Source organism: Stenotrophomonas sp. 01N47 (genome assembly GCF_056399165.1).
This window is the reverse complement of the sequence record NZ_JBFTQU010000005.1, coordinates 673342-699712: the sequence shown is the minus strand read 5'-3', so window position 1 is coordinate 699712 and position 26371 is coordinate 673342. Positions and strand designations below refer to the sequence as shown.

22 protein-coding genes are annotated in these 26371 nt (G+C 66.2%); 4 read left to right on the top strand and 18 right to left on the bottom strand.

Features of this window, described 5'->3' with window-relative positions; genetic code table 11:
- Positions 1-55 precede the first annotated feature (55 nt).
- From AC1DKR_RS13075 to AC1DKR_RS13065, 3 genes are all read left to right on the top strand, one after another.
- Positions 56-1540: a hypothetical protein gene (locus AC1DKR_RS13075; RefSeq protein ID WP_478033213.1), complete on the top strand. Its 1485-nt coding sequence runs from the start codon at positions 56-58 to the stop codon at positions 1538-1540.
- 92 nt (positions 1541-1632) lie between these two features.
- Positions 1633-1998, top strand: a complete 366-nt coding sequence (locus tag AC1DKR_RS13070; protein ID WP_032975774.1) for a PadR family transcriptional regulator — start codon at positions 1633-1635, stop codon at positions 1996-1998.
- Complete coding sequence (locus AC1DKR_RS13065) at positions 1995-2984, top strand: sensor domain-containing protein (protein ID WP_478033212.1); 990 nt, start codon at positions 1995-1997, stop codon at positions 2982-2984. The genes AC1DKR_RS13070 and AC1DKR_RS13065 overlap by 4 nt, the downstream gene beginning before the upstream one ends.
- A gap of 169 nt (positions 2985-3153) precedes the next feature.
- Here AC1DKR_RS13065 and AC1DKR_RS13060 read toward each other — a convergent pair whose 3' ends face one another.
- Together AC1DKR_RS13060 and AC1DKR_RS13055 are read right to left on the bottom strand one after the other, a co-directional pair.
- Positions 3154-4461 carry a polyhydroxyalkanoate depolymerase gene (locus tag AC1DKR_RS13060; RefSeq protein ID WP_025877691.1) on the bottom strand — a complete coding sequence of 436 codons (1308 nt, stop codon included), beginning with the start codon at positions 4459-4461 and terminating at the stop codon, positions 3154-3156.
- Positions 4462-4547: 86 nt separating this feature from the next.
- Complete coding sequence (locus AC1DKR_RS13055; protein ID WP_478033211.1) at positions 4548-5144, bottom strand: class I SAM-dependent DNA methyltransferase; 597 nt, start codon at positions 5142-5144, stop codon at positions 4548-4550.
- Between the two features lie 148 nt (positions 5145-5292).
- Between AC1DKR_RS13055 and AC1DKR_RS13050 the strand changes: the two genes are divergently transcribed.
- Positions 5293-5748 (top strand): CopD family protein, encoded by a 456-nt coding sequence (locus AC1DKR_RS13050; protein ID WP_099844244.1) that lies wholly within the window; start codon positions 5293-5295, stop codon positions 5746-5748.
- A 484-nt stretch (positions 5749-6232) separates the two neighbouring features.
- On the opposite strand, the gene AC1DKR_RS13045 is transcribed toward AC1DKR_RS13050, so the two are convergent.
- From AC1DKR_RS13045 to AC1DKR_RS12970, 16 genes are all read right to left on the bottom strand, one after another.
- Positions 6233-7192: an acetyl-CoA carboxylase carboxyltransferase subunit alpha gene (locus AC1DKR_RS13045; RefSeq protein WP_025877686.1), complete on the bottom strand. Its 960-nt coding sequence runs from the start codon at positions 7190-7192 to the stop codon at positions 6233-6235.
- A 129-nt stretch (positions 7193-7321) separates the two neighbouring features.
- Complete coding sequence (locus AC1DKR_RS13040; protein WP_223494639.1) at positions 7322-8185, bottom strand: hypothetical protein; 864 nt, start codon at positions 8183-8185, stop codon at positions 7322-7324.
- A gap of 58 nt (positions 8186-8243) precedes the next feature.
- Positions 8244-11822: a DNA polymerase III subunit alpha gene (dnaE, locus tag AC1DKR_RS13035; protein ID WP_223494640.1), complete on the bottom strand. Its 3579-nt coding sequence runs from the start codon at positions 11820-11822 to the stop codon at positions 8244-8246.
- A 215-nt stretch (positions 11823-12037) separates the two neighbouring features.
- A complete protein-coding gene (locus AC1DKR_RS13030) occupies positions 12038-12709 on the bottom strand; it encodes a ribonuclease HII (RefSeq protein WP_312785767.1) in 672 nt (223 codons plus the stop codon).
- The gene (gene lpxB / locus AC1DKR_RS13025) at positions 12706-13908 is read right to left on the bottom strand and encodes a lipid-A-disaccharide synthase (RefSeq protein ID WP_478033249.1); all 1203 of its coding nucleotides are present in this window, start codon (positions 13906-13908) and stop codon (positions 12706-12708) included. The genes AC1DKR_RS13030 and lpxB overlap by 4 nt, the downstream gene beginning before the upstream one ends.
- Before the next feature lie 53 nt (positions 13909-13961).
- Positions 13962-14753: an acyl-ACP--UDP-N-acetylglucosamine O-acyltransferase gene (gene lpxA, locus AC1DKR_RS13020; protein WP_312785768.1), complete on the bottom strand. Its 792-nt coding sequence runs from the start codon at positions 14751-14753 to the stop codon at positions 13962-13964.
- A gap of 19 nt (positions 14754-14772) precedes the next feature.
- Complete coding sequence (fabZ, locus tag AC1DKR_RS13015) at positions 14773-15228, bottom strand: 3-hydroxyacyl-ACP dehydratase FabZ (protein ID WP_025877675.1); 456 nt, start codon at positions 15226-15228, stop codon at positions 14773-14775.
- Positions 15225-16247 (bottom strand): UDP-3-O-(3-hydroxymyristoyl)glucosamine N-acyltransferase, encoded by a 1023-nt coding sequence (lpxD, locus tag AC1DKR_RS13010; RefSeq protein WP_223494642.1) that lies wholly within the window; start codon positions 16245-16247, stop codon positions 15225-15227. Before lpxD ends, fabZ begins: the two co-directional genes overlap by 4 nt.
- A 421-nt stretch (positions 16248-16668) precedes the next feature.
- The gene (bamA, locus tag AC1DKR_RS13005) at positions 16669-19032 is read right to left on the bottom strand and encodes an outer membrane protein assembly factor BamA (RefSeq protein WP_165376689.1); all 2364 of its coding nucleotides are present in this window, start codon (positions 19030-19032) and stop codon (positions 16669-16671) included.
- Positions 19033-19106: 74 nt separating this feature from the next.
- Positions 19107-20465 (bottom strand): RIP metalloprotease RseP, encoded by a 1359-nt coding sequence (rseP, locus tag AC1DKR_RS13000; RefSeq protein WP_223494643.1) that lies wholly within the window; start codon positions 20463-20465, stop codon positions 19107-19109.
- A gap of 55 nt (positions 20466-20520) precedes the next feature.
- Positions 20521-21711 (bottom strand): 1-deoxy-D-xylulose-5-phosphate reductoisomerase, encoded by a 1191-nt coding sequence (locus tag AC1DKR_RS12995; protein ID WP_478033202.1) that lies wholly within the window; start codon positions 21709-21711, stop codon positions 20521-20523.
- A gap of 2 nt (positions 21712-21713) precedes the next feature.
- Positions 21714-22550: a phosphatidate cytidylyltransferase gene (locus tag AC1DKR_RS12990; RefSeq protein ID WP_025877667.1), complete on the bottom strand. Its 837-nt coding sequence runs from the start codon at positions 22548-22550 to the stop codon at positions 21714-21716.
- Positions 22547-23314: a polyprenyl diphosphate synthase gene (gene uppS / locus AC1DKR_RS12985; protein ID WP_089239843.1), complete on the bottom strand. Its 768-nt coding sequence runs from the start codon at positions 23312-23314 to the stop codon at positions 22547-22549. Before uppS ends, AC1DKR_RS12990 begins: the two co-directional genes overlap by 4 nt.
- A 5-nt stretch (positions 23315-23319) precedes the next feature.
- The gene (frr, locus tag AC1DKR_RS12980; protein WP_099821430.1) at positions 23320-23874 is read right to left on the bottom strand and encodes a ribosome recycling factor; all 555 of its coding nucleotides are present in this window, start codon (positions 23872-23874) and stop codon (positions 23320-23322) included.
- A gap of 97 nt (positions 23875-23971) precedes the next feature.
- Positions 23972-24700 carry a UMP kinase gene (gene pyrH / locus AC1DKR_RS12975; RefSeq protein ID WP_025877663.1) on the bottom strand — a complete coding sequence of 243 codons (729 nt, stop codon included), beginning with the start codon at positions 24698-24700 and terminating at the stop codon, positions 23972-23974.
- A 119-nt stretch (positions 24701-24819) separates the two neighbouring features.
- Positions 24820-26358, bottom strand: coding sequence for a sensor domain-containing diguanylate cyclase (locus AC1DKR_RS12970; protein WP_478033198.1), 1539 nt, complete (start codon positions 26356-26358; stop codon positions 24820-24822).
- Positions 26359-26371: the final 13 nt, after the last annotated feature.

Sequence of the window (26371 nt, the reverse complement as noted above, 5' to 3'; positions counted from 1 at the left end):
GGCCGTGTCCATGTACGTGCGGCACGATGGTCATTCTCCTTAATGGAAGCAGATGATGTTGATACCGCATCCGGAGGCCCCCGAAGCCGCACTGAGCGCCAGAATCGACCAGATCCTGAAGGCGTTCGTCGACGAAGGGGGGGATCGTGTGCACTGGTTGCAGACGTTGTCGCCACGTGGGCTGTTCGATGTTGATGAGCGTCGGCGCGGTTGGTGGGCTGCCAACGATGATGGCCTGCTCGCCTGCCTGAAAGCCTGTGCAGCGGCGCCGGCTACTGTGCAGACGGCGGCACTGTTCCTTGCGGGCTCGGATGGCAATGGCCGCACGCGTGAGGCCGCGTTGCAGATGATGCGCTCGGTGCCCAGCCATTTGACGTTGTCCTGTGCCTTGCTCCGCTGCAACGACTGGGTGGCTGAAGTGCGTGCGGCGGCGCAGGATTGCGTGATGTCCCTGCTCGGGCAGTGCGCGGTGCAGCACGTACTGGCGGCCTGGCCGGTCGCCGTGCGCCTGCGCCATTCCCAGCGCGTTGACCGGGCGTGGCTCGAGGGCACCCTGTTCGCCTGGTTGTCATCGCCCTCCAACCGCATAGTGGTTGAAGGACTGCTGGGCCATCCCGACGCACGCACCCGGCTGATGGCCTACGCCGTCGCCCTGCACAGTCATCCGGATCGGGCAGCGTTGCGCGTGCACGCGATTCTGGACAGTGATCCGCACATCTCGCACCTGGCACTTGCCGATCTTCTGCACCACGGTGAGCCTGCGGATGTCGAGGCGAAGTGCGCGCTGGCATTGTCCGCGCCTGCGAGCGGGGTACGTAGTGCCGCGTTGCGTGCGCTGGTCGAGCGCGAGGTGGCCGGCTTGGATGTGCACATCGAAACCGCGGCATTCGACCGTTCGAGAGGCGTGCGCCGGTTGGCGATGTGGCTGCTCCAGCAGCGGCAGGCCACGCCGGCCATCGCGTTGTGGCGAGACGAGCTCAAGCACCGTCGACGCGCGCGATGGCGCGAAGCATTGGAAGCGCTGGCCGATCACGCCGAGGCAGAGGATATGCCTGCACTGCGCGCCTTGTTGCCCCAGGTATCGGCGCGCCACCAGCGCAACTGCCTGCGCGGCTGGGTGCGGGCCGAGGGCGGTGCCCGTCTGGCATTGCTGCGCGAGGCGCTGGAAAAGCCGGGGCGGACCGTGAATGCGTTGCTGGCCAGCGCCACCATGCTATGGGCGGCAGAGCTGGACCCGCCGCGCCTGCTCGCCTTCTGCCACGACGGTCCTTCGCCGGTGGCACAGGCTGGCCTGCTCGGGCAGCTGACCCGGCTGCCCTTGTGGCAACACCTCGACCTGCTGCTGGATGCGGTACCGCAGCGCGAGGATGAACGTGCCTGGCACCTGCGGCTCGTGCATGGCTGGCTTCGGGTGAGCGGGCAGTACTCGCCGCTCGGGGCCGCCCGCTGGCAGGCCCTGCTCAGCCGGCTTGAAGAGGGCAGGCACGCTTTGCCGCAGAGCGTTGCGGCCCAAGTGCGGGCGGCCGTCCATCATGCCTGAAGGCCCCTTTCCACACGGCAGGATGACTAACGACACATTCGCTATACCGAACTTCGCAATACTGTGGACTTCAACGTAGTGGAGGGCCGGTCATGTCCGAGGACGATGTCCACCTGAAGAAGTTCCAGAAGGAGCTAAGCGCCGGCACCGTGTCGCTGGCCCTGCTGGCAGTGCTGGCCCGCGCCGGTGAGCCGCTGTACGGCTACCTGATCGCCAAGGAGCTGGAACGGGTGGGCGAGGGCGTGCTCAGTGGCAAGCAGAGCGCGCTGTACCCGGTGCTACGCAACCTGGAGGGCGCCGGCCTGCTGGAGAGCCATGTGGAGCCGTCCAGCAGCGGGCCGCCGCGCCGCTACTACCGCATCAACGCACGTGGCCGGGAGGTGCTGCAGCAATGGCGCCAGGCCTGGCGCGACACCCGTGATTCCGTCGATTCCGTGTTGGAGGGGGTACCGCAATGAACGACCTGGACCTGGCAGGCAACCGTCTGCCCAGCACCATCCCGCAGTACCTGGCGCAGCTGCGTGCCGCGCTGGACGGTGCCGATCCGGCGATGGTGCAGGACGCCCTGTACGACGCCGAGGAGTACCTGCGCTCTGAACTGGCGGCGCAGCCCGGCCGCAGCGAAGCCGAGGTCATCGCCGATGTTGCCGGCAGCTACGGTGCACCGGACGAGGTGGCGGAGATCTATCGCGAAACCGAGCTCACGGTGAACCGCGCGCTGCGCACGCCGCGGGCTGACACGGGCCCGGTGCTGCGTGCAGCGGCCGAGGCCTGCGGTGCTGCACCGGCGGCGCAGCCGGCAGCCCCCGTGCAACGCTCGCTGCTGGCGCGCTTCTTCGGCGTGGTGACCGACCCGCACACCTACGGCGCGCTGTTCTACATGCTGTTGTCGCTGGCCACCGGCATCTTCTTCTTCACCTGGGTGGTCACCGGCCTGTCGCTGTCGCTGGGCCTGCTGATCCTGATCATCGGCGTGCCGCTGACGGTGCTGTTCTTCGGCTCGGTGCGTGGACTGGCGTTGCTGGAGGGGCGGCTGGTGGAAGCGCTGCTGGGTGAGCGCATGCCGCGCCGGCCGCAGTACACCGACCGCAGCCGCAGCTGGCTGCAGCGTATCGGCGACATGTTCACCGATGGCCGCACCTGGCTGACCCTGCTGTACTTCGTGCTGATGCTGCCGCTGGGCATCATCTACTTCACCATCGCGGTGACCCTGCTGTCGCTGTCGCTGGGTTTGATCTGGGCACCGGTGGCGGCGATCTTCAGCGGCGACATCCCCGGCATCTACATCAACGACGTGAACGTACTGCCGATGGCGGCATCGCCGCTGGTGGCGATCGTGGTAGCAGCGGTGGGTGTGTTGCTGCTGCTGCTGACGATGCACCTGGCACGCGGCATCGGCAAGCTGCACGGCATGCTGGCCAAGAACCTGCTGGTGCGGTTGTAAGGCAGCGATCTGTTCTCTGGTGGGTGCCGACCTCGGTCGGCACTTCGCCATGGTAGGTGCCAACCTTGGTTGGCACGAACCATCAAGTGTCAGCACGCTTGAAAGAGCGCCAACCAAGGTTGGCATCTACCAGAAGCGCCAACCAAGGTTGGCATCCACCAGGGACGTGCTACCCCGCCTTTCGCCGCAGCGGGGTGACGTTGCTCTTCTTCTTCGTGGCCTTCGCTGCCGGGGCTTCGGCATGCGCGGCGAAGAAGTCACGCACCTTCGGGTACACCACTTCGCGCCAGCGGCGGCCGCTGAAGATGCCGTAATGGCCTGCACCATCCACGATGAAGTGTTCACGGCGTTCGGCCGGTATACCGCTGCACAGTGCCTGCGCCGCTTCGGTCTGGCCGAGGCCGGCAATGTCGTCCAGTTCGCCTTCGATGCTCAACAGCGCGGTATCGCGGATTGCCGACGGGTCGACCTTTTCGCCATTGACCACCCACTCGCCACGCGGCAGCAGGAAGTCCTGGAACACCACGGAGATGGTGTCCAGGTAGTACTTGGCCGGCATGTCCAGCACCGCGTTGTACTCGTCGTAGAAGCGACGGTGCGCGTCGGCATCTTCCAGGTCGCCCTTCACTAGGTCGGTGTAGAAATCCCAGTGCGAGCTGAAGTGGCGGCTGGGATTCATCGACAGGAAGCCGGCGTGCTGCAGGAAACCGGGATACACGCGGCGGCCGGCACCGGGATAGCTGGCCGGTACGGTGTGGATGACGTTGTTCTCGAACCACGACAACGGGTTCTGCGTGGCCAGGTTGTTGACTGCGGTCGGGCTGCAGCGCGCATCGATCGGGCCACCCATCATCACCAGCGTGCGCGGCGTCGGTTCGCCACGGCTGGCCATCAGCGAAACGGCGGCCAGCACCGGTACGGTCGGCTGGCAGACACTGACCACGTGCAGGCGCTCCACGCCAAGATGGCGGATGAACTCCTGGATGTAGGCGATGTAGTCGTCCAGCCCGAACTCGCCCTCGCTGCCGGGCACCATGCGAGCGTCGACCCAGTCGGTCACATAGACGCGATGGTCGCGCAGCAGCGTGCGCACGGTGTCGCGCAGCAGCGTGGCGTGATGGCCCGACAACGGCGCCACCACCAGCACGAACGGCTGGTTGAGCATGGTGTGCAGCTGGTCGGCTTCATTGCTGTGGCGCTTGAAGCGCAGCAGCTTGCAGAACGGCTTGCTGAGTTCCTCGTGCACCACGATCGGCACGCGCTCGCCCTCGACCTCGATTTCGTTGATGCCCCATTCGGGCTTCTCGTAATCCTTGCCGATGCGATGGAACAGCTCATTGACCGCGGCCAAGCGATCAGCGCCGGGCATCTGCGACCACCAGTGTCCCTGGTTGGCGAAGAACTTGGCGTTGGCCTGGGCCTGGTGCACCCAAGGGGCGAGCAGGTTGCGGGTCAGTTCGTGCAGTTGATAGAGCATGCCGACCGAATATGTATGGTCTTATGTTGCCGCGCAGCATAGCGCATCCGACTGTCCCGGACGTTAAGCAGACGCACTGCCCGTATTCAGCGGGCCGCCTGTTCCAGCGCAGTCGCTTCGGTGGCCAGCGCTGGCCCCAGCCAGAGGTGGGACCCCACTGCCTGCAGGCCCTGCCGAGCCAGCTCGCGCCGGTACCAGCGGGCCGGACGCGACTGGAAGCCGTCATGGTCGCCCTCGAATTCATCTTCGGCGGCGAAGGTCTCTAGGAACGCCACGCCTGCGGTCAGCTCGGCGACACCGGCCAGGCCTGCGCGAAGTTCGCGGTTGGGCACGTAGTGCATCACGTCCGAACAGATCAGCAGGTCGACCGGGGCGCAGGGCCGCAGCCAGGCGAAATCGCCGAAGCTGGCCAGGTGCAGGTTGCGGGTCCGGCCGTAGCGGCGCACAGCGTACTCGCTGCTGTCGAAACCGAGGTATTCGACCTTCGGACGCAGTTTCAGCAGCGGCGCGCGCCACGCACCTTCGCCGCAGCCGATATCCAGCACGCTGCGGATCGGTCGTTCCAGGTAGTACTCGGCCGTCGCCACGGCGAGGGCGACCTTGCGCGCCAGGCGCGCGCTGCCGCCGATGTCGGCGTGCCGGTACCAGCGCTGGAAGTAGGCGGCGTCGTAGGTCTTGTCCATGGCGTTCGGGTGCAGTCGTGAAATCGGCGCCTATCGTACGGTGTTGCACCACACTATGCGTCGATGTGTCGCGGCGGTTGCACGTGAGGCGGCCTCGTCAGCGCATGCGAGAATGGCGGACATCCACGCCAGCCGCCGGAGCGAGCGCATGCAGAGCTATTACTGGGTCAAGACCTTCCACATCGTGTTCGTGGTGGCATGGATGGCCACGGTGTTCTACCTGCCGCGCATCCTGGTGAACCTGTCCGAGACGGCGGGGCAGCCGGCGGTGGTCGAGCGCCTGCAGCTGATGGGCATGCGCTTGTACCGCTTCGGCCATTCGATGTTCGGCCTGGCGTTCGTGCTAGGCCTGGTGCTGTGGCTGGGCTACAAGGTGATTCCGGATTTCCCGACCATGGTCGCCCCGGGGGGCGCGGGATGGCTGCACGCCAAGCTGGGCCTGGTGGTGGTGCTGCTGGCGTACTTCATCTGGATCGGACGCCTGCTCAAGGGCGTGGCCAGGGGCAGGGCGCTGCCGTCGTCGCGCGCGCTGCGCTGGATCAACGAGATCCCGCTGCTGGCGTTCATTCCGATCGTCTGGCTGGTGCTGGCCAAGCCGTTCTGAGATCTGGAGCTCTCGAACATGTCACTTTCTTGCTCGTGCAAGAAAGTAACCAAAGAACACGCCGCCAGGTCGCGAGCCGGTGCTACGCACCGGTGCCCTGTGCTTCTCGGTCAATCAGGGGACGGCGCCGAACTCGCTGCGCTCAGACATCGGCGCCTCTACGCCCCTGATTCCCCTGCGATGCTCGGCTCGCTAAAAGGCGGACCCAACGTCAAACGCCACACCTGCACCCAGTAGATCCACGCCATGCGTGGATGCTTTTCGCTCTGCTTTCCCAATCCACCTTCAAGCGAGCCGAGCACCGGAGGTCCGGCAAGGGCGTAGAGGCGCGGATGTTTGAGCGTAGCGAGTCCCGCGCCGTCCCTTGGCGGACTGAGGAGCGCAGGGAACCGGTGTGCAGAGCACACCGGCTCGCGGCTGGCGGAGCGTTTCTTTTGGTTACTTTTCTTTTCGCGAAAAGAAAAGTAACGCCTCGAGCAGAGGCTTACGCCGCCTCGTAAGTACCGTAGCTGCGCAGGCGCTTGTAGCGCTGGTCGAGCAGCTCTTCGGTGGACAGCGCATCCAGCGCGTCCAGCTCGTTCAGCAGCACGGCCTTCAGCCGCTTGGCCATCTGCGTCGGGTTGCGGTGGGCGCCGCCGGTCGGCTCGCGCACGACCTTGTCGACCAGGCCCAGGCCCTTCAGGCGCGGCGCGGTCAGGCCCAGCTGCTCGGCAGCATCCTTGGCCTTGCCGGCATCCTTCCACAGGATCGAGGCGCAGCCTTCCGGGGTGATGGTCGAGTACACCGCGTATTCCAGCATCACGGTACGGTCGCCCACGCCCAGCGCCAGCGCGCCACCGGAGCCGCCTTCACCGATCACGGTGCAGATGATCGGCACCTTCAGTTCGGCCATTTCGATCAGGTTGCGCGCGATCGCTTCGGACTGGCCGCGCGACTCGGCATCGATGCCCGGCCAGGCGCCGGCGGTATCGATCAGGGTCAGCACCGGCAGGCCGAAACGCTCGGCCATCTTCATCAGGCGCAGCGCCTTGCGGTAGCCCTCGGGCTTGGGCATGCCGAAGTTGCGCTTGATCTTTTCCTTGGTGTCGCGGCCCTTCTGGTGGCCGATGACCATCACCGAGCGGCCATTGATGCGGGCAAGGCCGCCCATGATCGCCTTGTCGTCGGCGAAGGCACGGTCGCCGGCCAGTTCCTGGAACTCATCGCAGATGATGCGGATGTAGTCGGCGGTGTACGGGCGCGACGGATGGCGGGCCAGCTGCAGCACCTGCCACGAGGTCAGGTTGCGGAAGATCTGTGCGGTGCGCACGCGCAGCTTGTCCTGCAGCGCATGCACTTCGGCCTCGACATTGACCGCCGGCCCGGCACTGGCGTTGCGCAGTTCCTGGATCTTGGCTTCCAGGTCGGCGATGGGTTGCTCGAAGTCGAGGTAGTTCGGATTCATCGGAAGCCGTCGTGTAAAGAAGAGGGGAATTCTAGCCGAATGCGCAGGAACGGCCCGTACGCCTTCGTCTGGAAACCGACGGTAGCGCAGTGGGGGCCGGCGGCGCCAGTCGGTCCGCCGGCCGCCGGTTCAGGGCAGGACCAGCGCGCTGCGGGCCATTTCGGTGCTGCGGATCGTCACGAAGTCGTTGTAGGCCTGGTTGGCCGCCACCGGCAGTTTCGCGCCCAGCGTCATGGTGGCCTGGGTGAAGGCCATCTGCGCCTGGAAGTCTTCCTTGCGCAGGGCCTTCTGCTCGCTGGCCGTGGTGGCCTTCAGCCAGCGGGCATAGATGTCTCGCATGGGACCGGCATGGGCCTCGAAGGCCGGGTCCAGCGCGGGCAGCGCCGGCGCCGGTTCCAGCGTGTAGGCCGGGGCCACGTAGCCGGCGGGCTGCTCGCGCTTGTAGGCACCGGGTTCGCCCATGCTGGCCTCGATGTAGGTGATGAATTCCGGCGCGGTGAAGATCTTGGTGCTGATCCTGCCACCGGTCGAATCCACGTGCGCAACCACCTGTTCCTCGGGGAACGGCTCGCGCACGCCGAAGTTCCAGGTCTTGTCGATGAACAGGCCGTGGTGCTTTTCGAACGGTCCCTTGAACTCGACGCCGCCCAGCTCGATGCCCAGGCCGCTGACGCCGAAGTTCTTCAGCTTGTCCTCTCCGGTCACATAGATCTCGCGCGCCGTCACGTACTCGCTGAGGCTGGGATTGATCAGGCCGCCGCGGCCGTCGGCGTAGACGATGAAGCGCACATCGCCCAGGCGGTCGGTATGCAGGTGATGCTCACCGGCAGCCAGGCTGATCGGTCGCGACGCGTGCGCGGCCACCGGCAGGTCCTTGCCATCGATGCTGATCGCCAGCGGCGCATCGGTCGGGTTGTCGATCTCGAAATCGACCTTGGAGGAACAGCCAGCCAGCGCGAGCGCGGCCATCATCGGCAACAGCAGGTTCTTCATTACGGGCAATCGTCCTTGACGTATGCAGCGGGAAAGCGGAAACGGGGTGGGGCCAGCCTCAGCTGGCCCATGGCGGGCTGTAGCGCACCTTCAGCGTGCGCACTGCCGGTTCGGCGCGCAGCGCCTCCATCAGCTTGGAATCGACGCGCACCGCGCTCTGCCCGGAAACATCGAGCATGCCGGCGATGCCGCCATCGGGTCCCTTCAACAGCAGGTCCAGGCGCAGGGGCGTGCGGCCGGGGCGATGGCGGTCGAGCAGGGCATCGATGCGCTCCCACACCGGTCGCTGCTGGCGCAGGTCCAGGCGCAGCGACAGGCGCGTGGCGTAGTTCGCACAGACCTCGTCGAAGTCCCAGCACTGGCGGATGCGCAATGCGAAGCCGCCGTTGAACTCGTCTTCGCGCAGGCCGCCCTTGACCACCAGGATACGGTCCTTGGTCATCAGGTGGCCGAACTCGGCCATGGCATCGGAGAACGCGCTGCATTCGACGCGGCCACGACCATCCTCCAGCTGGATGAAGATCTGGCTCTCGCCCTTGCGGCGCACGCCGACCACCTGGCCGGCAAGCACGGTCTGCACTTCCGGACGCCAGCGCTTCTCGCCGCCACCACTGTTGCTGTTGGCGCTCCAGATCTTTTCCACCGAGCCGAGGTCGGTGCCGACCAGATCGCGCACATCATCGCGCCAAGGATCGAACGGGTGGCCGCTGAGGTAGAAGCCCAGCGTGTCGCGCTCGCCGTTGAGGCGCTGCAGCAACGGCCATTCGTCGGTTTCCTGCAGCTCCAGGTGGATGGCCTGCACGCCTGGCTCGGGGCCGCCGAACAGCGAGTTCTGGCCGGACGCACGTTCGCGCGCCATCTGTTCGGTGGCCTTGATCACTTCCGGCAGCTGCAGCATCAGCGAGGCACGGTTGTGGCCCAGCTCATCCAGCGCACCGCAGTTGATCATTGCTTCCAGCGTGCGCCGGTTGAGCTTGGCCGAACCGATGCGGGTGCAGAAGTCGAGCAGGTCGGTGTAGTCGCCGCCGCGCAGGCGCTCGTCAACCACCGCTTCGCAGGCACCCTGGCCGACGCCCTTGATCGCGCCCAGGCCGTACTGGATCGTGTCCGGCGTGGCCGCTTCAAACATGAAGGCGGACTGGTTCACCTTCGGCGGCAGCACGGTCAGGCCGAGGTTGCGCACCTCATCCAGGAATCCGACCACCTTTTCGGTGTTGTCCATGTCCGAAGACAGCGTCGCGGCCATGAACTCGGCCGGGTAATGGCGCTTGAGCCAGGCGGTCTGGTAACTCACCAGCGCGTAGGCGGCGGCGTGTGATTTGTTGAAACCGTAGCCGGCGAACTTCTCCATCAGGTCGAAGATCGCATCGGCCTTGGCTTCGCCGACGCCGTCCTTGGCCGCACCTTCGCGGAAGATCTCGCGGTGCTTGGCCATTTCCGCCGGCACTTTCTTGCCCATCGCACGGCGCAGCAGGTCGGCGCCGCCCAGCGAGTAGCCGCCGACGATCTGCGCCATCTGCATCACCTGCTCCTGGTACACCATGATGCCGTAGGTGTCGCGCAGGATGCGCTCAGTGCGCGGATCGGGATACTCCACGTCTTCGCGCCCGTGTTTGCGGTCGACGAAGGAGGGAATCAGGTCCATCGGGCCGGGTCGGTACAGCGACACCAGCGCAATCAGGTCTTCGAAACGGTCGGGCTTGGCGTCTTTCAGCAGGCGGCGCATGCCCGAGGATTCGAACTGGAACACCGCACCGGTATTGCCCGACGCGAAGATGTCCTTGTAGGTGGGCGCATCGTCCAGCGGCAGCTGGGTGATATCCACCGGCGGAATGCCGGCGCGCTCGTGACGCTTGTTGATCGCCTTCACTGCCCAGTCGATGATCGTCAGCGTACGCAGGCCGAGGAAGTCGAACTTCACCAGGCCCACTTCTTCAACGTCGTTCTTGTCGAACTGGGTGACCGGATTCTTGCCGCGGCCATCTTCATCGTGTTCGGCGAACAGCGGGCAGAACTCGCTCAACGGCTCGGGCGCGATCACCACGCCACCGGCGTGCTTGCCGGCGTTGCGGGTCAGGTCTTCCAGCTGCCGCGCCAGGTCGATCAGGTCGCGGACGTCGTCCTCGCTCTGGTAGCGCTGGATCAGCTCGGGCGAAGCCATCTCGCTGTCCTTGCCCTCACCCATCGCATCCTTCAGCGAGATGCCGAGGATGTTCGGGATCAGCTTGGCGACGCCGTCGACCAGGCCGTAGGGGAAGCCGAGCACGCGGCCGGAATCGCGCACCACCGCCTTGGCTGCCATGGTGCCGTAGGTGATGATCTGGCTGACCCGCTCGCGGCCATACTTGCGCGCAACGTAGTCGATGACTTCGTCGCGGCGGTCCATGCAGAAGTCGATGTCGAAGTCGGGCATCGACACGCGTTCGGGGTTGAGGAAGCGCTCGAACAGCAGGTTGTACGGCAGCGGGTCCAGATCGGTGATCTGCAGTGCCCATGCCACCAGCGAGCCGGCACCGGAACCACGGCCCGGGCCGATCGGGATGCCCTGCGCCTTGCCCCACTGGATGAAGTCGGCCACGATCAGGAAGTAGCCGGGGAAGCCCATCTTGATGATGGTGTCCAGCTCGAACTCGAGGCGGTCGCTGTAATCCTGCGCGGTCATGCCGGGCGCGATGGGATTCTTTTCCAGGCGTGCGGCCAGGCCCTTGCGCGATTCGCTGCGGATCCAGCTGTCCAGCGTCTCCTCGTCCGGCACCGGATAGTCGGGCAGGAAGTAGGTGCCCAGGCGCATCTCGATGTTGCAGCGCTCGGCCAGCGCCAGCGTGTTGTCGATCGCATCGGGAATGTCGGCAAACAGCGCGCACATCTCTTCGGCCGACTTCAGGTACTGCTGGTCGCTGTACTCGCGCGGGCGCTTGGGGTCATCCAGCACGCGGCCGGTGGAGATGCACACGCGTGCTTCGTGCGCGCTGAAATCGGACGGCGACAGGAAGCGGACGTCGTTGCTGGCAATCACCGGCAGGCCACGCTGCCCAGCGGCCATCAGCGCGAACTGGTTGAAGCTCTCTTCGCCATCGCGGCCGGTGCGGGTCAGCTCCAGGTGCAGGCCGTCGCCGAACACGCGCTGCCAGTCGGCCAGCTGCTGCTCGGCCAGATCGTGCTTGCCATCCAGGGCCAGGCGCCCGGCCAGGCTCTCGCGGCCGGCCAGGGCGAACAGGTTGGCGTTGCCGGCCTTCAGCCAGTCCGGGTGCACGGCGACGCCGCCCTCGGGGCGATGGCCTTCCATCCAGGCACGGGTCAGCAGACGCGACAGGCTCAGGTAGCCCTCTCGGTCGCGGCACAGCAGGGTCATCCGCCACGGGTCCTGCCCTTCCTCGGCGATCATCACGTCGGCGCCGGCGATGGGCTTGATGCCCACACCTTCGGCTGCCTTGTAGAACTTGACCAGGGCGAACAGGTTGTTGAGGTCGGTTACCGCCAGCGCAGGCAGGCCGAGTTCGACCGAGCGCGACAGCAGGTTGGCCTGCTTGGCCTTCTTCGGGTCAGCCTGGTCCGGCTTGGCCGGCACGCGGATGGTCGAGTCCGCCAGCGAGAACTCGGTGTGGACGTGGAGATGTACGAAGCGGGAGTTGGACATGCCGGACCAGGTTGGAGCGCGCAGGCCCCGGGTGCAGACGCGGGAATCGTCGCCGGGGTCGGGAAGCGCTGGAGTGCCCGGTCAGGGTAGCGAGGGCAGGGGGTTGCGACAAGGACTTGACGGTGCGCGATATCGCGAATGTCGCCGGGCATGGCCCGGCGCTACCGAGGGCGTTCATGTTGCCGTGGTAGCGTCGGGCCACGCCCGGCGACCGTTCAGGCGATCGCGGTGGCGGCGGCCACAGCCGGCGGCGTTTCCAGGCACTCGCGCACCGGTGCGAAACTGCGCCGGTGCTCCGCGCACGGGCCATGCTCACGCAGGGCGGCCAGATGCGCCGGGGTGCCGTAGCCCTTGTGCTGGTCGAAGCCGTACTGCGGGTGGCGTGCGTGCAGGTCCAGCATGTAGCGGTCGCGCGAGACCTTGGCCAGGATCGAGGCCGCCATGATCGCGCGGTCGATGCCATCGCCGCCGACCAGCGCCTGCGCCGGCAGCACCAGTCCCTTGGGCACCACGTTGCCGTCGATACGGGCGAAGCCGGCCACGTGGGCCACCGCCGCGACGACATCGCGCATGCCCTGCAGCGTGGCTTGATAGATGTTCAGGCGATCGATGGCTTCCACGTCCACCAGCACCACGTGCCAGGCCAGAGCGCGGTCGAGGATGCGGTCATGCAGCTGCTCGCGGCGTGCTGCGGTCAGCTGCTTGGAATCATCCAGGCCGTTCAGTCGTGGCCGCTGTGGATCGAACACCACTGCGGCCACCGCGACAGGGCCGGCCAGCGGTCCCCGGCCGGCTTCGTCTACACCGGCGATGCGATGGCCGGGATCGATCACCGCAGCGCCATCGAACAGGGCCAGGCTGGCCGCTGCGGCATGCCGGCGGCTCATGCTTTTTCCTGGCCACGGATCAGCAGTTCGCCGACAGCATCGGCTGCGCGCGCCGATGCGTTGCGACGCAGGCGTTCATGCAGGCGCGTGTAGGTTCCTTGCAGATCGGCGATCCGCTGCGGGTGGTCGAACCACTGCTGGACGGCGGCGGCCAGTTTCTCCGGCGTGCAGTCGTGCTGCATCAGCTCTGGCGCCAGGTCCTGGCCGGCAAGGATGTTGGGCAGGGCGAAGCGGTCGACCTTGATCAACCCCAACGCCTTCACCAAGCGGTACGTCAGTTCGTTGACCCGGTAGCCGACGACCATCGGTCGCTTCACCAGCATCGCTTCCAGGGTCGCAGTGCCAGAGGCCAGCACCACAACGTCGGCGGCGATCATCGCGCTGCGCGCCTGGCCGTCCAGTACATGCGAATAGGCCACCGGCAGCGCCGAGCGTGACAGCTGCTCCTCGATCAGGCGTCGGCAGGCCGCATTGGCCGCCGGCACCACCACGTGCAGGCCGGGAATACGCTCGGACACCTGCCAGGCGGCCTCAAAGAAGGCTTCTCCGAGCTTGGAGATCTCGCCCAGTCGACTGCCGGGAAGCACGGCCAGCACCTTGGCCGAGGCGGGCAGGCCGAGTTCGATCCGGGCCGCTTCACGGTCGACATGCAGCGGGATGTCATCGGCCATCGGATGGCCGACAAAGCGCGCATCGATGCCGTGCTTGGCGTAGATCGGTGGTTCCATCGGGAACAGGCACAGCACCAGGTCCGCACTGCTGCCGATCTTCTCGGCACGCTTCTCGCGCCATGCCCACACCGAGGGGCTGACGTAGTGCACGGTGCGCACGCCACGCTGTTTCAGCCAGCGTTCGATACCCAGATTGAAGTCCGGAGCGTCGATACCGATGAACACATCGGGTTGCCACTCCAGCGCACGCTGGCGGAAGGCCGAACGCAGCTTGAGCAGGCGCGGCAGATGGCGCAGGACTTCGGTCAGGCCCATCACTGCCAGTTCGCTGGCGTCGTGCCAGGTCTGGCAGCCGGCGCTGCGCATGGCATCGCCGCCGATGCCGGCGAATTCGGCATGCGGGAAGCGGGCCTTCAGTTCGCGAATCAGGCCCGCACCGAGCAGGTCGCCGGAAGCTTCACCGGCGGCCAGCGTGATCCGCAACGGACGATCGCTCAGCACCCGATGGGCAGGCACGCTGCCGGCCATCGAGGCCAGCGAAATCACCTCGGCGCCGGCCGGCGCCTGGCCGGTCGCGCTGCTCATCGCAGCAGGTGCCTCTCGGTGTGTTCGATGAAGTCCAGCATCGACTTGACGTCGTCGCTGTCGCGCGCCTGCTCGGCCAGCTGCGCCTTGGCTTCGGCCAGCGGCAGGCCCGCCACGTACAGCGTGCGGTAGGCGCGCTTGATGGCGGTGATGCGCTCGGGGTCGAAACCGCGGCGCTTCAGGCCCTCGCTGTTGATGCCGCGCGGGCGGCCCAGCGAGTCGGTGCCGACCATCGTGAACGGGGGCACGTCGCCATTGGTCAGCGCGCCCATGCCGAGGAAGGCGTGCGCACCGATGCGGCAGAACTGATGCGCACCGGCGAAGCCGCTGATGATCACGTAGTCACCCACGGTCACGTGGCCGGCCAGGGTGGTGTTGTTGGAGAACACGCAGAAGTTGCCGACGTGGCAATCGTGGGCTACGTGCGTGTAGGCCAGCATCCAGTTGTCATCGCCGATGGTGGTGATGCCGCCACCGCCGCCGGTGCCACGGTTGAGGGTGACGAACTCGCGGAAAACGTTGCGGTCGCCGATCACCAGTTCGGTGCGTTCACCGCCGTACTTCTTGTCCTGCGGTTCGCCGCCGACCGCGACATGGCCGATGAAACGGTTGTCGCGGCCGATCCGGGTCGGGCCATGGATGCTGCAGTGCGGACCGACGTCGGTGCCGGCACCGATCTCGACGTCCGGCCCGATGATCGTGAACGCGCCCACGCGGACGTCGTCGGCCAGGCGTGCCGACGGATCGATCACGGCGGTGGGATGGATCAGGGGGGCGTTGTCGCTCATCTCGGTCCTCCAGCCAGGGTCATTCGCGGGTGCCGGCGCACAGCACCTCGGCGCAGGCAACGACTTCGCCGTCGACCTTGGCCACACAGTCGTACACGGCCATGTTGCGGATCACGCGCTTGATCTCGACGTGCATCTCCAGCACGTCGCCCGGCACCACCTGCTTGGTGAAGCGGGCCTTGTCGACCTTGACCATGTAGAACAGCTTGGACTGCGCATCGCGGCCCAGCGTCAACTGGGTCAGCACGCCGCCGGCCTGGGCCATGGCTTCGATGATCAGCACGCCGGGCATGATCGGCTGGCCGGGGAAGTGGCCCTGGAAGAACGGCTCGTTGATGCTGACGTTCTTGGTCGCGACGATCGTGCGCTTCTCGTAGTCGATCGACACCACCTTGTCCACCAGCAGGAACGGGTAGCGGTGCGGAAGCAGCGTCTGGATCTGCGCCATGTCCGGCAGGGTCTGGGTGTGGCTCATTCTTTCTCCTTGCTCACAGACAGGATGCGACGGGCCAGTGCATCGAGCTGCTTGAAGCGCGCGGCATTCTTGCGCCACGTGCGGTTGTCGGTCAGGGGCGTGCCGGAGGAGTACTCGCCCGGCTCGGTGATGGAGTTGCGGACCACCGATTTGCCGGTGATCACGACCTTGTCGCAGATTTCAAGATGACCGACGACGCCAACGGCGCCGCCGAGCAGGCAGTAACGGCCGATCTTGGCGCTGCCGGCAATGCCGGTGCAGCCGGCGATGGCCGAGTGGGCGCCGATCTGCACGTTGTGTGCGATCTGCACCAGGTTGTCCAGGCGGACGTCCTCGGCCAGCACGGTGTCTTCCAGCGCGCCACGGTCGACACAGGTGTTGGCGCCGATCTCGCAGTCGTCGCCGATGCGCACGCCGCCAAGCTGCGGCACCTTGATCCATTTGCCAGCGTCCATGGCCAGGCCGAAGCCATCGGCGCCCAGCACGGCGCCGGGGTGGATGCGCACGCGCTTGCCCAGCTTGACGCGGGTGACCAGGGTGACGCGGGCGATCAGTTCGCAGCCGCTGTCGAGGGTGCAGTCTTCGCCGATGATGCTGCCGGCGCCGATGATGCAGTTCTCGCCGATGACGCTGCGTGCGCCGATGGTCACGAACGGACCGACGTGGGCGCTGGCGGCGACCTGTGCCTGCGGATCGATCACCGCGCTGGGATGGATGCCGGGCGGGCGGGTCGGGGCGATGTCGAACAGCGCGCCGATCTTGGCAAAGGTGGTGTAGGGGTCCTTGGCAACCAGCGCGGTGCCGGGAGCTGCATCGGCATCCTCGGCGCGCAGCACCACGATGCCAGCCTGGCTGTCGGCCAGCTGGGTGCGGTAGCGTGGATTGGCAAGGAAGGTCAGCTGGCCGGCACCGGCATGGGCGAGGGTGGCCACGCCATGGATGGCGGTGCTCGGGTCGCCATGGACCTGCAGGCCGAACTGATCGGCGAGTTGCTGGGCGGTGTAGGTAGGAGTATTCACGGCGGGAGTTTAACGTGTGACGCCATTGCGGTCATGCGGGAGCAAAAGCCGGCGCCTGGCTGACCGTGGGGCGATGGCGCAGGGGGCTGCCCAGGACACGCCGTAAACCCATCCCTGGGGGCTCGATGGCGCCATCCATGGCGCCAACGGTCCTGGTCAGCCCCCTGCGCCATCGCCGGATAGTCTTCCGCGCGCGAGCGGATCCAACGTCCACAGTCGCCTGCAGCGCCGAGCCATACTCGGCTCACCGCGCGTCAGCGTGCGCTTCAATAACGAAAACGCCGGGCAATGCCCGGCGATTCGAGACCCGTCTGGTGGAAAGCCCCCCTTCTGTTAAGGGGGGCGCGCCAGCGGCGCGGGGGATAGGTGAAATGCGCGGGCAATTCACCGGAGGTGGATCAGTTCTGAGGAACGTCGTTCCTCAGAACTGGCCACCGAACGTGAATTGCAGACGTTCGATCTCGTCGCCGTCCTTCTTCTTCAGCGGGAACGCATAGCTGATCGAGATCGGGCCGACCGGGGCGCGCCACAGCAGGGCCACACCGGTGGACACGCGCAGTTCGTTGGCCTTGAAGTTGTCAGTGCCGTTGTAGACGTTGCCGAAGTCGACGAAGGCCGACACGCGGGCCGACGGGCTGTCGAACAGGCGCGGGAAATAGGCCTCGACCGAACCGACGGTCTTCAGCGAACCGCCCAGCGGCTGGCCGTTCGGGTAACCGCTGGTGACTTCACGCGGGCCGAGGGTGTTGTCCTCGAAACCACGCACCGAGTTGGTACCACCGGCGTAGAAGTTCTCGTAGAACGGCAGGCCCGACGCGGTGACGGTACGGGTGGTGCCATCGCCGTTGTCGATCACGCGGGTCTTGTCATTGCCGTAGGCATCGCCGTAGCCGATTTCGGCGCGGGTGTTGATCACCAGCGAGGGGATGATCGGCCAGTACTTGCTGATCTGGTAGTTCAGCTTGTAGTACTCGATGGTCGAACCCGGCAGGGTGGTTTCCAGGCCCACGCGCTGGTAGGTACCGCGGGTCGGCATGAAGTAGTCGTTGCGCGAGTCGCGCGCCCAGCCCAGTTCCGTGCGCCATGCATGGAAGGTGCGGCTGCCAACGGCATCGATGTAATCGATGATCGACTTCGGGGTCGAGCCCGCGTAGGTGGTGATCTGGTTGCTGTCGATGCCGAACATCAGCGAGACGGTGTCGGTCTCGGTGATCGGCACGCCGAATACCACCTGCGCCGAACCATTGGTGCTGTTGTACTGCGCGGTGTTGAAGTCGGAGTAGTCCAGTTCGCGCCAGGACAGGTTGTAACCCAGCGAGACGCCGTCATCGGTGAAGTACGGGTTGGTGTAGCTGAAGCCGTAGCGCTGCAGGTAGCTGCTGCGCGAGGCTTCGACCGACACGCGGTTGCCGCCGCCCAGGAAGTTGTTCTGCGACAGCTGCACCGAGGTGGTCATGCCGTAGGACTGCGAATAGCCCAGGCCGAACACGAAGCTGCCCGAGGTGGTTTCCTTGACGTTGTAGACGACGTCGACCTGGTCGTTGCTGCCGCTGACGGCCGGGGTTTCCACTTCGACGCCTTCGAAGTAGCCCAGGCGCTGCAGGCGGATCTTGGAGCGGTCGATGGCCGCCTGCGAGTACCAGCTGTTCTCGAACTGGCGCATTTCGCGACGCATCACTTCGTCGGAGGTGCGGGTGTTGCCCTTGAAGATGATGCGGCGGACGGTCACGCGCGGGCCGGGAACGACCTGCATGTTGACCGCCACGGTCTGCTCGGCGCGGTTGGTGGTCGGAATCGGGTTCACCTTGGCGAAGGCATAACCGATGTTGGACAGCGAGTTGGTGATCGAGTCGGAGCTGAATTCCAGCAGCGCACGCGAGAACGTGTCGCCGGATTTCTGCACGACCATGCGCTCGACGTCTTCCTGCGGCAGGATCGTATCGCCGCTGACCTTGATCTCCGAGATCTTGTACTGGTCACCTTCGGTCACGCCGGCGGTGATGAACATGTCGCGCTTGTCGGGGCTGATCGAGACCTGCGTCGAGTCGATGCTGAAGTCGACATAGCCGCGGTCCAGGTACCAGGAGTTGAGCTTCTCCAGGTCGCCGGACAGCTTTTCCTTGGAGTACTGGTCGTCACGGCGGTACCACGACGCCCAGTTGTGCTCCTTGGACTCCCAGTACTCCAGGATGTCCTTGCTGTCGTACTTCTCGGTGCCGACGATGTTGACGTGGCGGATCTTGGCCGCCTTGCCTTCCTTGATCGCGATGGCGATGTCGACACGGTTGCGGTCCAGCGGGCTCACCGTCGGGGTGATGTCGACGGTGTATTTGCCACGGTCATTGTACTGGCGGCGAAGTTCCTGGGTTACGCGATCCAGGCTCAGGCGATCGAAGGTGCCGCCTTCGGTCAGGCCGATGTCGGACAGGCCCTTGAGCAGCTGGTCGGACTTGATGTCCTTGTTGCCGGTGACGGTCAGCTTGTTGATCGCCGGACGTTCCTTGACGGTCACCACCAGGATGCTGCCCTGGCGATCCAGCTGCACATCTTCGAAGAAGCCGGTCTTGTACAGGGCGCGGATGGTCTCGCCGACCTTGCTGTCTGTGACCGTCTCGCCACGCTCGACCGGCAGGTAGGTGAACACCGTACCGGAGCTGATGCGCTGCAGGCCGTCGACGCGGATGTCGCTGACAGTGAAGGGCTCGGCTGCCTGGGCCAGGGCGGGGGCGCCGGTGACGGCGGCGAGGGCGAGGGCCAGCAGGCGGCGATTGGGGAGTCGCGTCATGTCACGTCCGGTAGGAAGGTCGATTTCATTGGTAAGGGATGCCGACGCTGTAGACGGCAAAAACATGGAAAAGTTCATCGCGGGACCAGGCCGAGGATGTCGTTGTAGAACGCCAATCCCATCAGCCCGGCCAGCAACGCCAGGCCGATGTATTGGCCGGCGGCGACGGCACGCTCGCTCAGCGGGCTGCCCTTGACCAACTCGATAAGGTAATACAGCAGGTGGCCGCCGTCCAAGATGGGGATCGGCAGCAGGTTGATGATGCACAGGCTCAGCGACAGCAGGGCGAGGAACTGGATGAACCAATCCACGCCACGTTTGGCCGAAATATTGGCGACCCGGGCAATGGTGACCGGGCCGGAAACGTTCTGCAGCGAGGCTTTGCCGGTGACGATCCGGCCCATCATGGCCAGTGAGTCGGCGGCCATCCTGCCGGTTTCACGCACCGCCACCGTCACAGACTGCAGTGGGCCGAACTTGAGCAGGGTGTCGTAGGCGGGGCTGTAGCTCTCGGCAAACCCCGCGCCGATCTGCCAGGTGGGCTGGCCCTTGCCGTCCTTGCCCTGGCGCGGGGTGATCTCCAGCGCCAGGCGCTCGCCACCACGCAGCACCTCGATCATCGCCGGGCCACCGCGGCGGCCCAGGCTGCCCACTTCGCTGATGGCCTGCTCGACGCTGTCGATGCGCTGCCCATCGATCGCCACGATCAGATCGCCAGTCTGCAGGTGACCCTCCGCAGCCGAACCCTTCACGATGTTGTCCACCAGCGGGGGCTGCAGCCACGCACGCCAATACACGCCGGCCAGGATCGGAACCCGGCGTTCATCGAAACCAGCCGGCAGCTGCGACAACGGCAGGGTACGCGAGCGCAGCTGGTCTGCGGGGTCGAGGACCTGCAGGGTCACGTCGCGACGGTCCATCGCCGCCGCGGTAAGGGCCATGCTGGCCTCACCCAGGGTGATCACATCGCGGCCGTCCACGCTCAGCAGGCGATCGCCGCTGCCGAGCCCGGCCGTGGCGGCCATGCCGGTAGCGCGGCCGACGGTTGCAGAATAGTCCTGCTTGCCGATCACGAACATCGCCCACAGCAGCAGGATGCACAGCAGCAGGTTGGCGATCGGGCCGGCCGCGACGATGGCGATGCGCTGCCACACGGTCTTGTGGTTGAAGGCCTGGCCACGCTCGTGCGGATGGACCTCGACTTCGCGTTCGTCGAGGAATTTCACATAGCCGCCCAGCGGGATGGCGGCAATGGCGAACTCGGTGCCATGGCGGTCGCGGCGCGACCACAGCGGACGGCCGAAGCCTACCGAGAAGCGCAGCACCTTGACCCCGCACAGGCGCCCGACCCAGTAATGCCCGAATTCGTGGAAGGTGACCAGCAGCCCAAGGCTCACGATCATCCACCAGACCGATCCGATGAAGTCAGTCATGCAGGTTCACATTGGCGGACACGGGCGGCGGCGTCATACGGGATGGGTGCGCTGTTCAGGTGGCGGCGATGGCGTTCAGGGTCAGCTGGCGGGCCCGCTGGTCGGCGGACAACAGAACCTCAAGTGTATCGGCTGGTTCGGTCGGCAGTGTTGAAAGAGCGTTAGCAACCAGCGTCGGAATGGTCAGGAAGCCTATGCGGCCCTGAAGAAACGCTGAAACAGCCTCTTCGTTGGCGGCGTTCAGCACGGCCGGGGCGGTACCACCGGCGCGCATCGCCTGCCACGCCAGGGCCAGGCAGGGGAAGGCGTCAGTGTCGGGAACCTCGAAATCCAGCCGGCCCTGGGCGAGCAGGTCCAGCCCGGAGACGCCCGATTCGATCCGTTGCGGCCAGCCCAGGCCCACGGCCAGGGTGGTGCGCATGTCTGGCAAGCCCATCTGCGCCAGTGTGGAGCCGTCAACGAACTCAACCAGTGAATGCACCAGGCTCTGCGGGTGCACCAGTACCTCGATGCGCTCGCCGGGGATGCCGAACAGATGGTGGGCCTCGATCACTTCCAGGCCCTTGTTCATCAACGTCGCCGAATCGACCGAGATCTTCGGCCCCATCGACCACTTCGGGTGCGCCACGGCCTGGGCCGGGGTGACCTGCTCCAGTTCGGCGCGGCTGCGCCCGCGGAATGGTCCACCCGAGGCGGTCAGCAGGATGCGGCGCACGCCGGCACCGTCGAGGCTGGCATCACGTGAACGCAGGCACTGGAAGATCGCACTGTGCTCGCTGTCGATCGGGATGATCTCGGCGCCGGCACGTTCGGCGGTACGGGTCAGCAGTTCGCCGGCCAGCACCAGCGATTCCTTGTTGGCCAGGAGGATGCGCTTGCCGGCCGCAGCGGCGGCCAGGGTCGAGGACAGGCCGGCGGCGCCGACGATCGCGGCAACCACGGTGTCGCAGGCGTCACTGGCCGCCAGCTGGTCCAGAGCGGCATGGCCGGCGTGGGCCTGGGTGGCCAGGCCGGCATCGCGCAGGCCGTCACGCAGTTCCGCATACAGGGTTTCATCGGCGATCACCGCATGCGCGGGCCGGTGCTGCCGGCACAGGGCCAGCAGTGCCTGTACCTGGCGACCGGCGGCGAGCACGGTGGCCTGGTAACGCAGCGGATGGCGGGCGATCACGTCAAGCGTGGAGGCACCAATCGAGCCGGTGGCGCCGAACACGGCGACCCGGCGCAGGTCTGCAGCAGCATCCATGGTCAGAACCCGAAGATTTCCTTGCCCAGTGCGAACACCGGGATGGCCGCCAGCACGCCGTCGACTCGGTCGAGCACGCCGCCGTGGCCGGGGATCAGGTGGCCTGAATCCTTAGCGCCGGCATGGCGCTTGATCAGGCTTTCGAACAGGTCGCCCAGCACCGAGGCGAACACGGCCACCACCGAGGTGACGAGCAGGCCCGGTAGGTGCGCGGCATCGATGCCGGCCAGCCAGCCCAGGCCGACGGCCACCGCAACACCGGCGATCAGCCCACCGACGAGGCCTTCCCAGGTCTTGTTCGGGCTGATCCGCGGTGCCAGCTTATGCTTTCCGAAGTGACGGCCAGCGAAGTAGGCGCCCGAATCGGCGGCCCATACCAGCGCCAGCGCGGCCAGCAGCCACAGGTGGCCCTGATGGCCCGGCGGGTCGCCGCCGGCATGGATCAGTACCAGCGCAGCCCACGCCGGCACGATGGCCAGGGTGCCGGCCAGCAGCTTGAGGATGCGCGCCGGACTGCCAGGCTGCGCGCCGAAGTTGAAGAAGCGCAGCCACACCAGCGCGCCCAGCCACCAGGCCACGCCCACCAGGGTCGCGATCTGGAACAGCACCAGGGTGCCGGCATCGGCCCACACCAGCAGCACCATCAGCACCAGGTTGAGGACCAGTAGCACGGTGCGGGCGAGGGTGTCTTCGACATCGGCCAGTTTCAGCCATTCCCACAGGCCGATCAGCAGCACGGCAGCCGCAGCGGCGGCCAGCCATTGCGTGGGCAGCAACAGGATCGCAGCAATGGCGACCGGCGCCATGATCAGCGCGGCGAGGACTCGGGTCTTGGTCATGGGCTGGACGTCTCGGTGGCCAGGGCGGCGATCTGGGCGCTGGTCAGGCCGAAGCGGCGCTCACGGCTGGCGTATGCATCGAGCGCCAGCTGCAGCTGCGCGGCGTCGAAATCCGGCCACAGCGCTTCGGTGAACCACAGCTCGGTATACGCCAACTGCCACAGCAGGAAATTGCTGATGCGGGTATCGCCGCCGGTGCGGATGAACAGGTCCGGTGGCGGCAGGTCGGCCAGAGCCACCTGTCGCCCCAGCAGGGATTCGTCGATCTGCTCGGGAAGCAGGCGGCCTGCGGCCACTTCAACGGCCAATGCGCGTGCGGCACGGGCGATGTCCTGACGGCCACCATAGCTGGCGGCAATCGACAGGGTCAGCGCGCGGTTGTCGGCGGTGCGCTGTTCGGCCAGCTGCATGCGGCTGACCAGGGCAGCACCGAAGCGCTCGCGTTCGCCGATGAAGCGCACGCGCACGCCGCGCCGATGCAGCTCGTCCACTTCGCGGTCGAGCGCGCCGAGGAACAGCTTCATCAACGCATCGACTTCTTCCTGCGGCCGGCCCCAGTTCTCGCTGGAAAACGCGAACAGGGTCAGCGCCGGAATGCCCAGTTCCAGGCAGCGCTCGATGGTGCGGTTGACCGCGCGCGCGCCGGCACGATGGCCGATCACGCGGGGGCGACGGCGCTGCTGTGCCCAACGCCCGTTGCCATCCATGATGATGGCAACGTGGCGCGGCAAGGCGGCCGGCAGGGGAGGCGGGACTGAAGGCATCGACTTCAGACCGACATCAGTTCCTTTTCCTTGTCGGCGACGACCTTGTCGATATCCTTGATGTTGGCATCGGTCAACTTCTGGATATCGTCTTCGCCGCGCTTCTTCTCGTCTTCGCTGATGACCTTGTCCTTCAGCAGCTTGGCGACTTCCTTGTTCGCATCCTGACGGATGTTGCGCACGGCGATCTTGGCGCCTTCGCCTTCCTTCTGTACCTGCTTGGCCAGTTCCTTGCGGCGCTCTTCGGTCGGCGGCGGCAGGTTGACGCGGATCGAGGTGCCGATGGTGTTCGGGGTCAGCTCGATGTTGTACAGGCCCTTCTCGATCTCCTTGATCATGCTCTTGTCGAAGGGCGTGACCAGCAGGGAGTGGGCGTCGGGGTTGGAAATGGACGCGACCTGGTTCAGCGGCGTGCTGGCGTTGCCGTAAGCATTGACCGTGACGCGGTCCAGCAGGGCCGGCGTTGCGCGACCGGTGCGGATCGAGGTGAGGGTGTGCTTAAGAGCGTCGATGCTCTTGGCCATGCGCGTCTGCGCGTTGTTCTTGATGTCGTTGAGCATCGCCAGGGTCCTGGATGTAACTGGAATCGGGCGATTATAGGCGAATACGGGACGCCGCCGGGCCTGAATCGGCCCGGAGGTCGCCTTGCGCTCAGCCTCAGGCCGGGTCGCGGCCCTGGACGAGGGTGCCGATGTTCTCGCCGTGCAGGATCTTCAGCAGCTCGCCCGGCTGGCCCATGTCGAACACGCGCATCGGCAGGTCGCTGTCGCGGGCCAGGGCGAAGGCGGCGGTATCCATCACTTCCAGGCCGCGGCGGATCACTTCGTCGTAGCTCAGGCTGTCGAAGCGGACGGCGTCGCTGTACTTGTTCGGATCCTTGTCATATACGCCATCGACCTTGGTTGCCTTGAGCAGCAGGTCGGCGCCGATCTCGATCGCGCGCAGGGCAGCGCCCGAGTCGGTGGTGAAGAAGGGGCTGCCGACGCCTGCGGCGAAGATCACCAGGCGGCCCTTTTCCAGATGGCGGATGGCGCGGCGGCGGATGTAGTCCTCGCACACGTCGTTGATCTTGATCGCGCTCATCACGCGGGCCTTGGCGCCCACTTTTTCCAGCGCATCCTGCATGGCCAGTGCGTTGATGACCGTGGCCAGCATGCCCATCTGGTCGCCGGTGACCCGGTCCATGCCGCCAGCGGCCAGGCCTGCACCGCGGAAGATGTTGCCGCCACCGATGACCAGTGCGACTTCGGCGCCAGCCTGCTGGGCCTCGACGACTTCACGGGCCAGGCGGTTGATGATCTTGGGGTCGATGCCGTAGTCCTCATCTCCCATCAGCGCCTCCCCGGAAAGTTTCAACAGGATGCGGCGATAGGCGAGCTTGGACATAGGGACCTCGGGTGCGTGGAAATCGCGGGCGATTCTACGCGCAAGCAGCGCGCGGCCAAAGCGTTTTGTGCACTGCGGCGCAAAATACCGGTGTGCCCCGCACATCCGGGGCGCACCATTCAGCCAAGCTCGGCGCCCGCAGTGGCAGACAGTTCATCATGCCCCAGTGCGCCGGGAGAGCGCGCGATGACCCGGTTGCGGCCCAGGTTCTTGGAGCGGTAGAGCACGTCATCTGCGGCGCGCAGGAGGTCCTGCACACCGGCAAAACGCTCGTAACCACCTTGGGTGGCCACGCCGGCCGAGAAGGTGATGAACAGCGGGCCGCCTTCCAGTTCCGCCATCGGGGTGGCGACGATGTTGGCCAGCACGCGGCGGATCACGTCAAGGGCGACCGATTCGCTGGTATTGGGCAGCAGCGCGACGAACTCCTCGCCGCCGAAACGGGCCACGGTGTCGCTGTTGCGCAGCTGCCCCTGCAGTTTGCCGGCGAAGGCGCGCAGCACCTCATCGCCGGTCAGGTGGCCGTGCGCGTCGTTGATCTTCTTGAAATCGTCCAGGTCGATGAAGGCCACCGACAATGGCCAGCCATGGCGGCCGGCGCGCAGGAATTCCTGTTCCAGTACGGCTTCGAGCTGGCGGCGGTTGAGGACGCCGGTCAACGCATCGCGATGGGCCTGGTCGGCCAGGCGCTTGGCGCGGGCCTCGAATTCATCGGCGCGACGGCGGGCCTGGTCGGCATCCTGCAGTTCGCGCAGGTTGCGCAGGGTGGCCAGCTCCTGGGCGTGGTCGATCAGCTCGCGCACGCGTGCCGGTGAATTCAGGCCGTTCTCGAACAGGCTGGCGATGTCCGGCAGCGCTTCGCTGATCCGGGCCAGGACCTGGTCGAAGCGGGCGCTGTCCATCTGCAGTCGGTCGTGGACCTGCTGCAGGGCGCTTTCGCGGGCGGTATCGGCGTCTTCATCCAGCCAGATGTCGGCAACGGCTCCAGACAGCTGTACGCAGGCCTGGAATGGATTCTCGGCGGTGCCTTCGTCTTCGCTGTGGCGGATGCTGTCGACCAGGTAGCGCGGCAGGCCCCACTCCTCGGCGACCCAGGCGCCGACGTCGGCGTGGCTGCAGCCGAGTTCCTGGCGCTCGCGCGCGATCAGATCAGGGTTGTCGCGCGCTTCGCGCAGCAGGGGCAGGTAGCGTTCGGATTCGGCCTGGGCCAGGCACAGCACGCCCATGTCCTGCAGCAGTCCGGCCAGCATCAGCTCCTCCAGTCGGCGCAGGCCGCGGGCCTGGCCGAGCTGGCTGGCCGCCAGCGCGCTGAGGATGCTGCGCTTCCAGGCGCGTTGGCGCAGGTCGTGGTCGGCGCCGCCTTTGCCGGTCAGGCCCTGGGTGACAGTGAAGCCCAGGGCGAGGCTGATCGTAGCGTTCAGCCCGAGCATGGTCAGCGCCTGGCCGAGGTTCTCGATCCGGCGCCGGCTGGCGTACAGCGGTGAATTGGCGATACGCAGCATGCGTGCACTCAACGCCATGTCGATGGCGATGATGTCCGCAGCGGTCGCGATGTCCGCTTCCGGGTCCTGGGCCAGTTCGATGATGCGCAAGGCAATACCGGGCGGCGAGGGGAGGTTGCGGCAAAGCGCCAGTGCAGCTGTCAGCTCGGGAGGCATGTCGGGTCGTTCA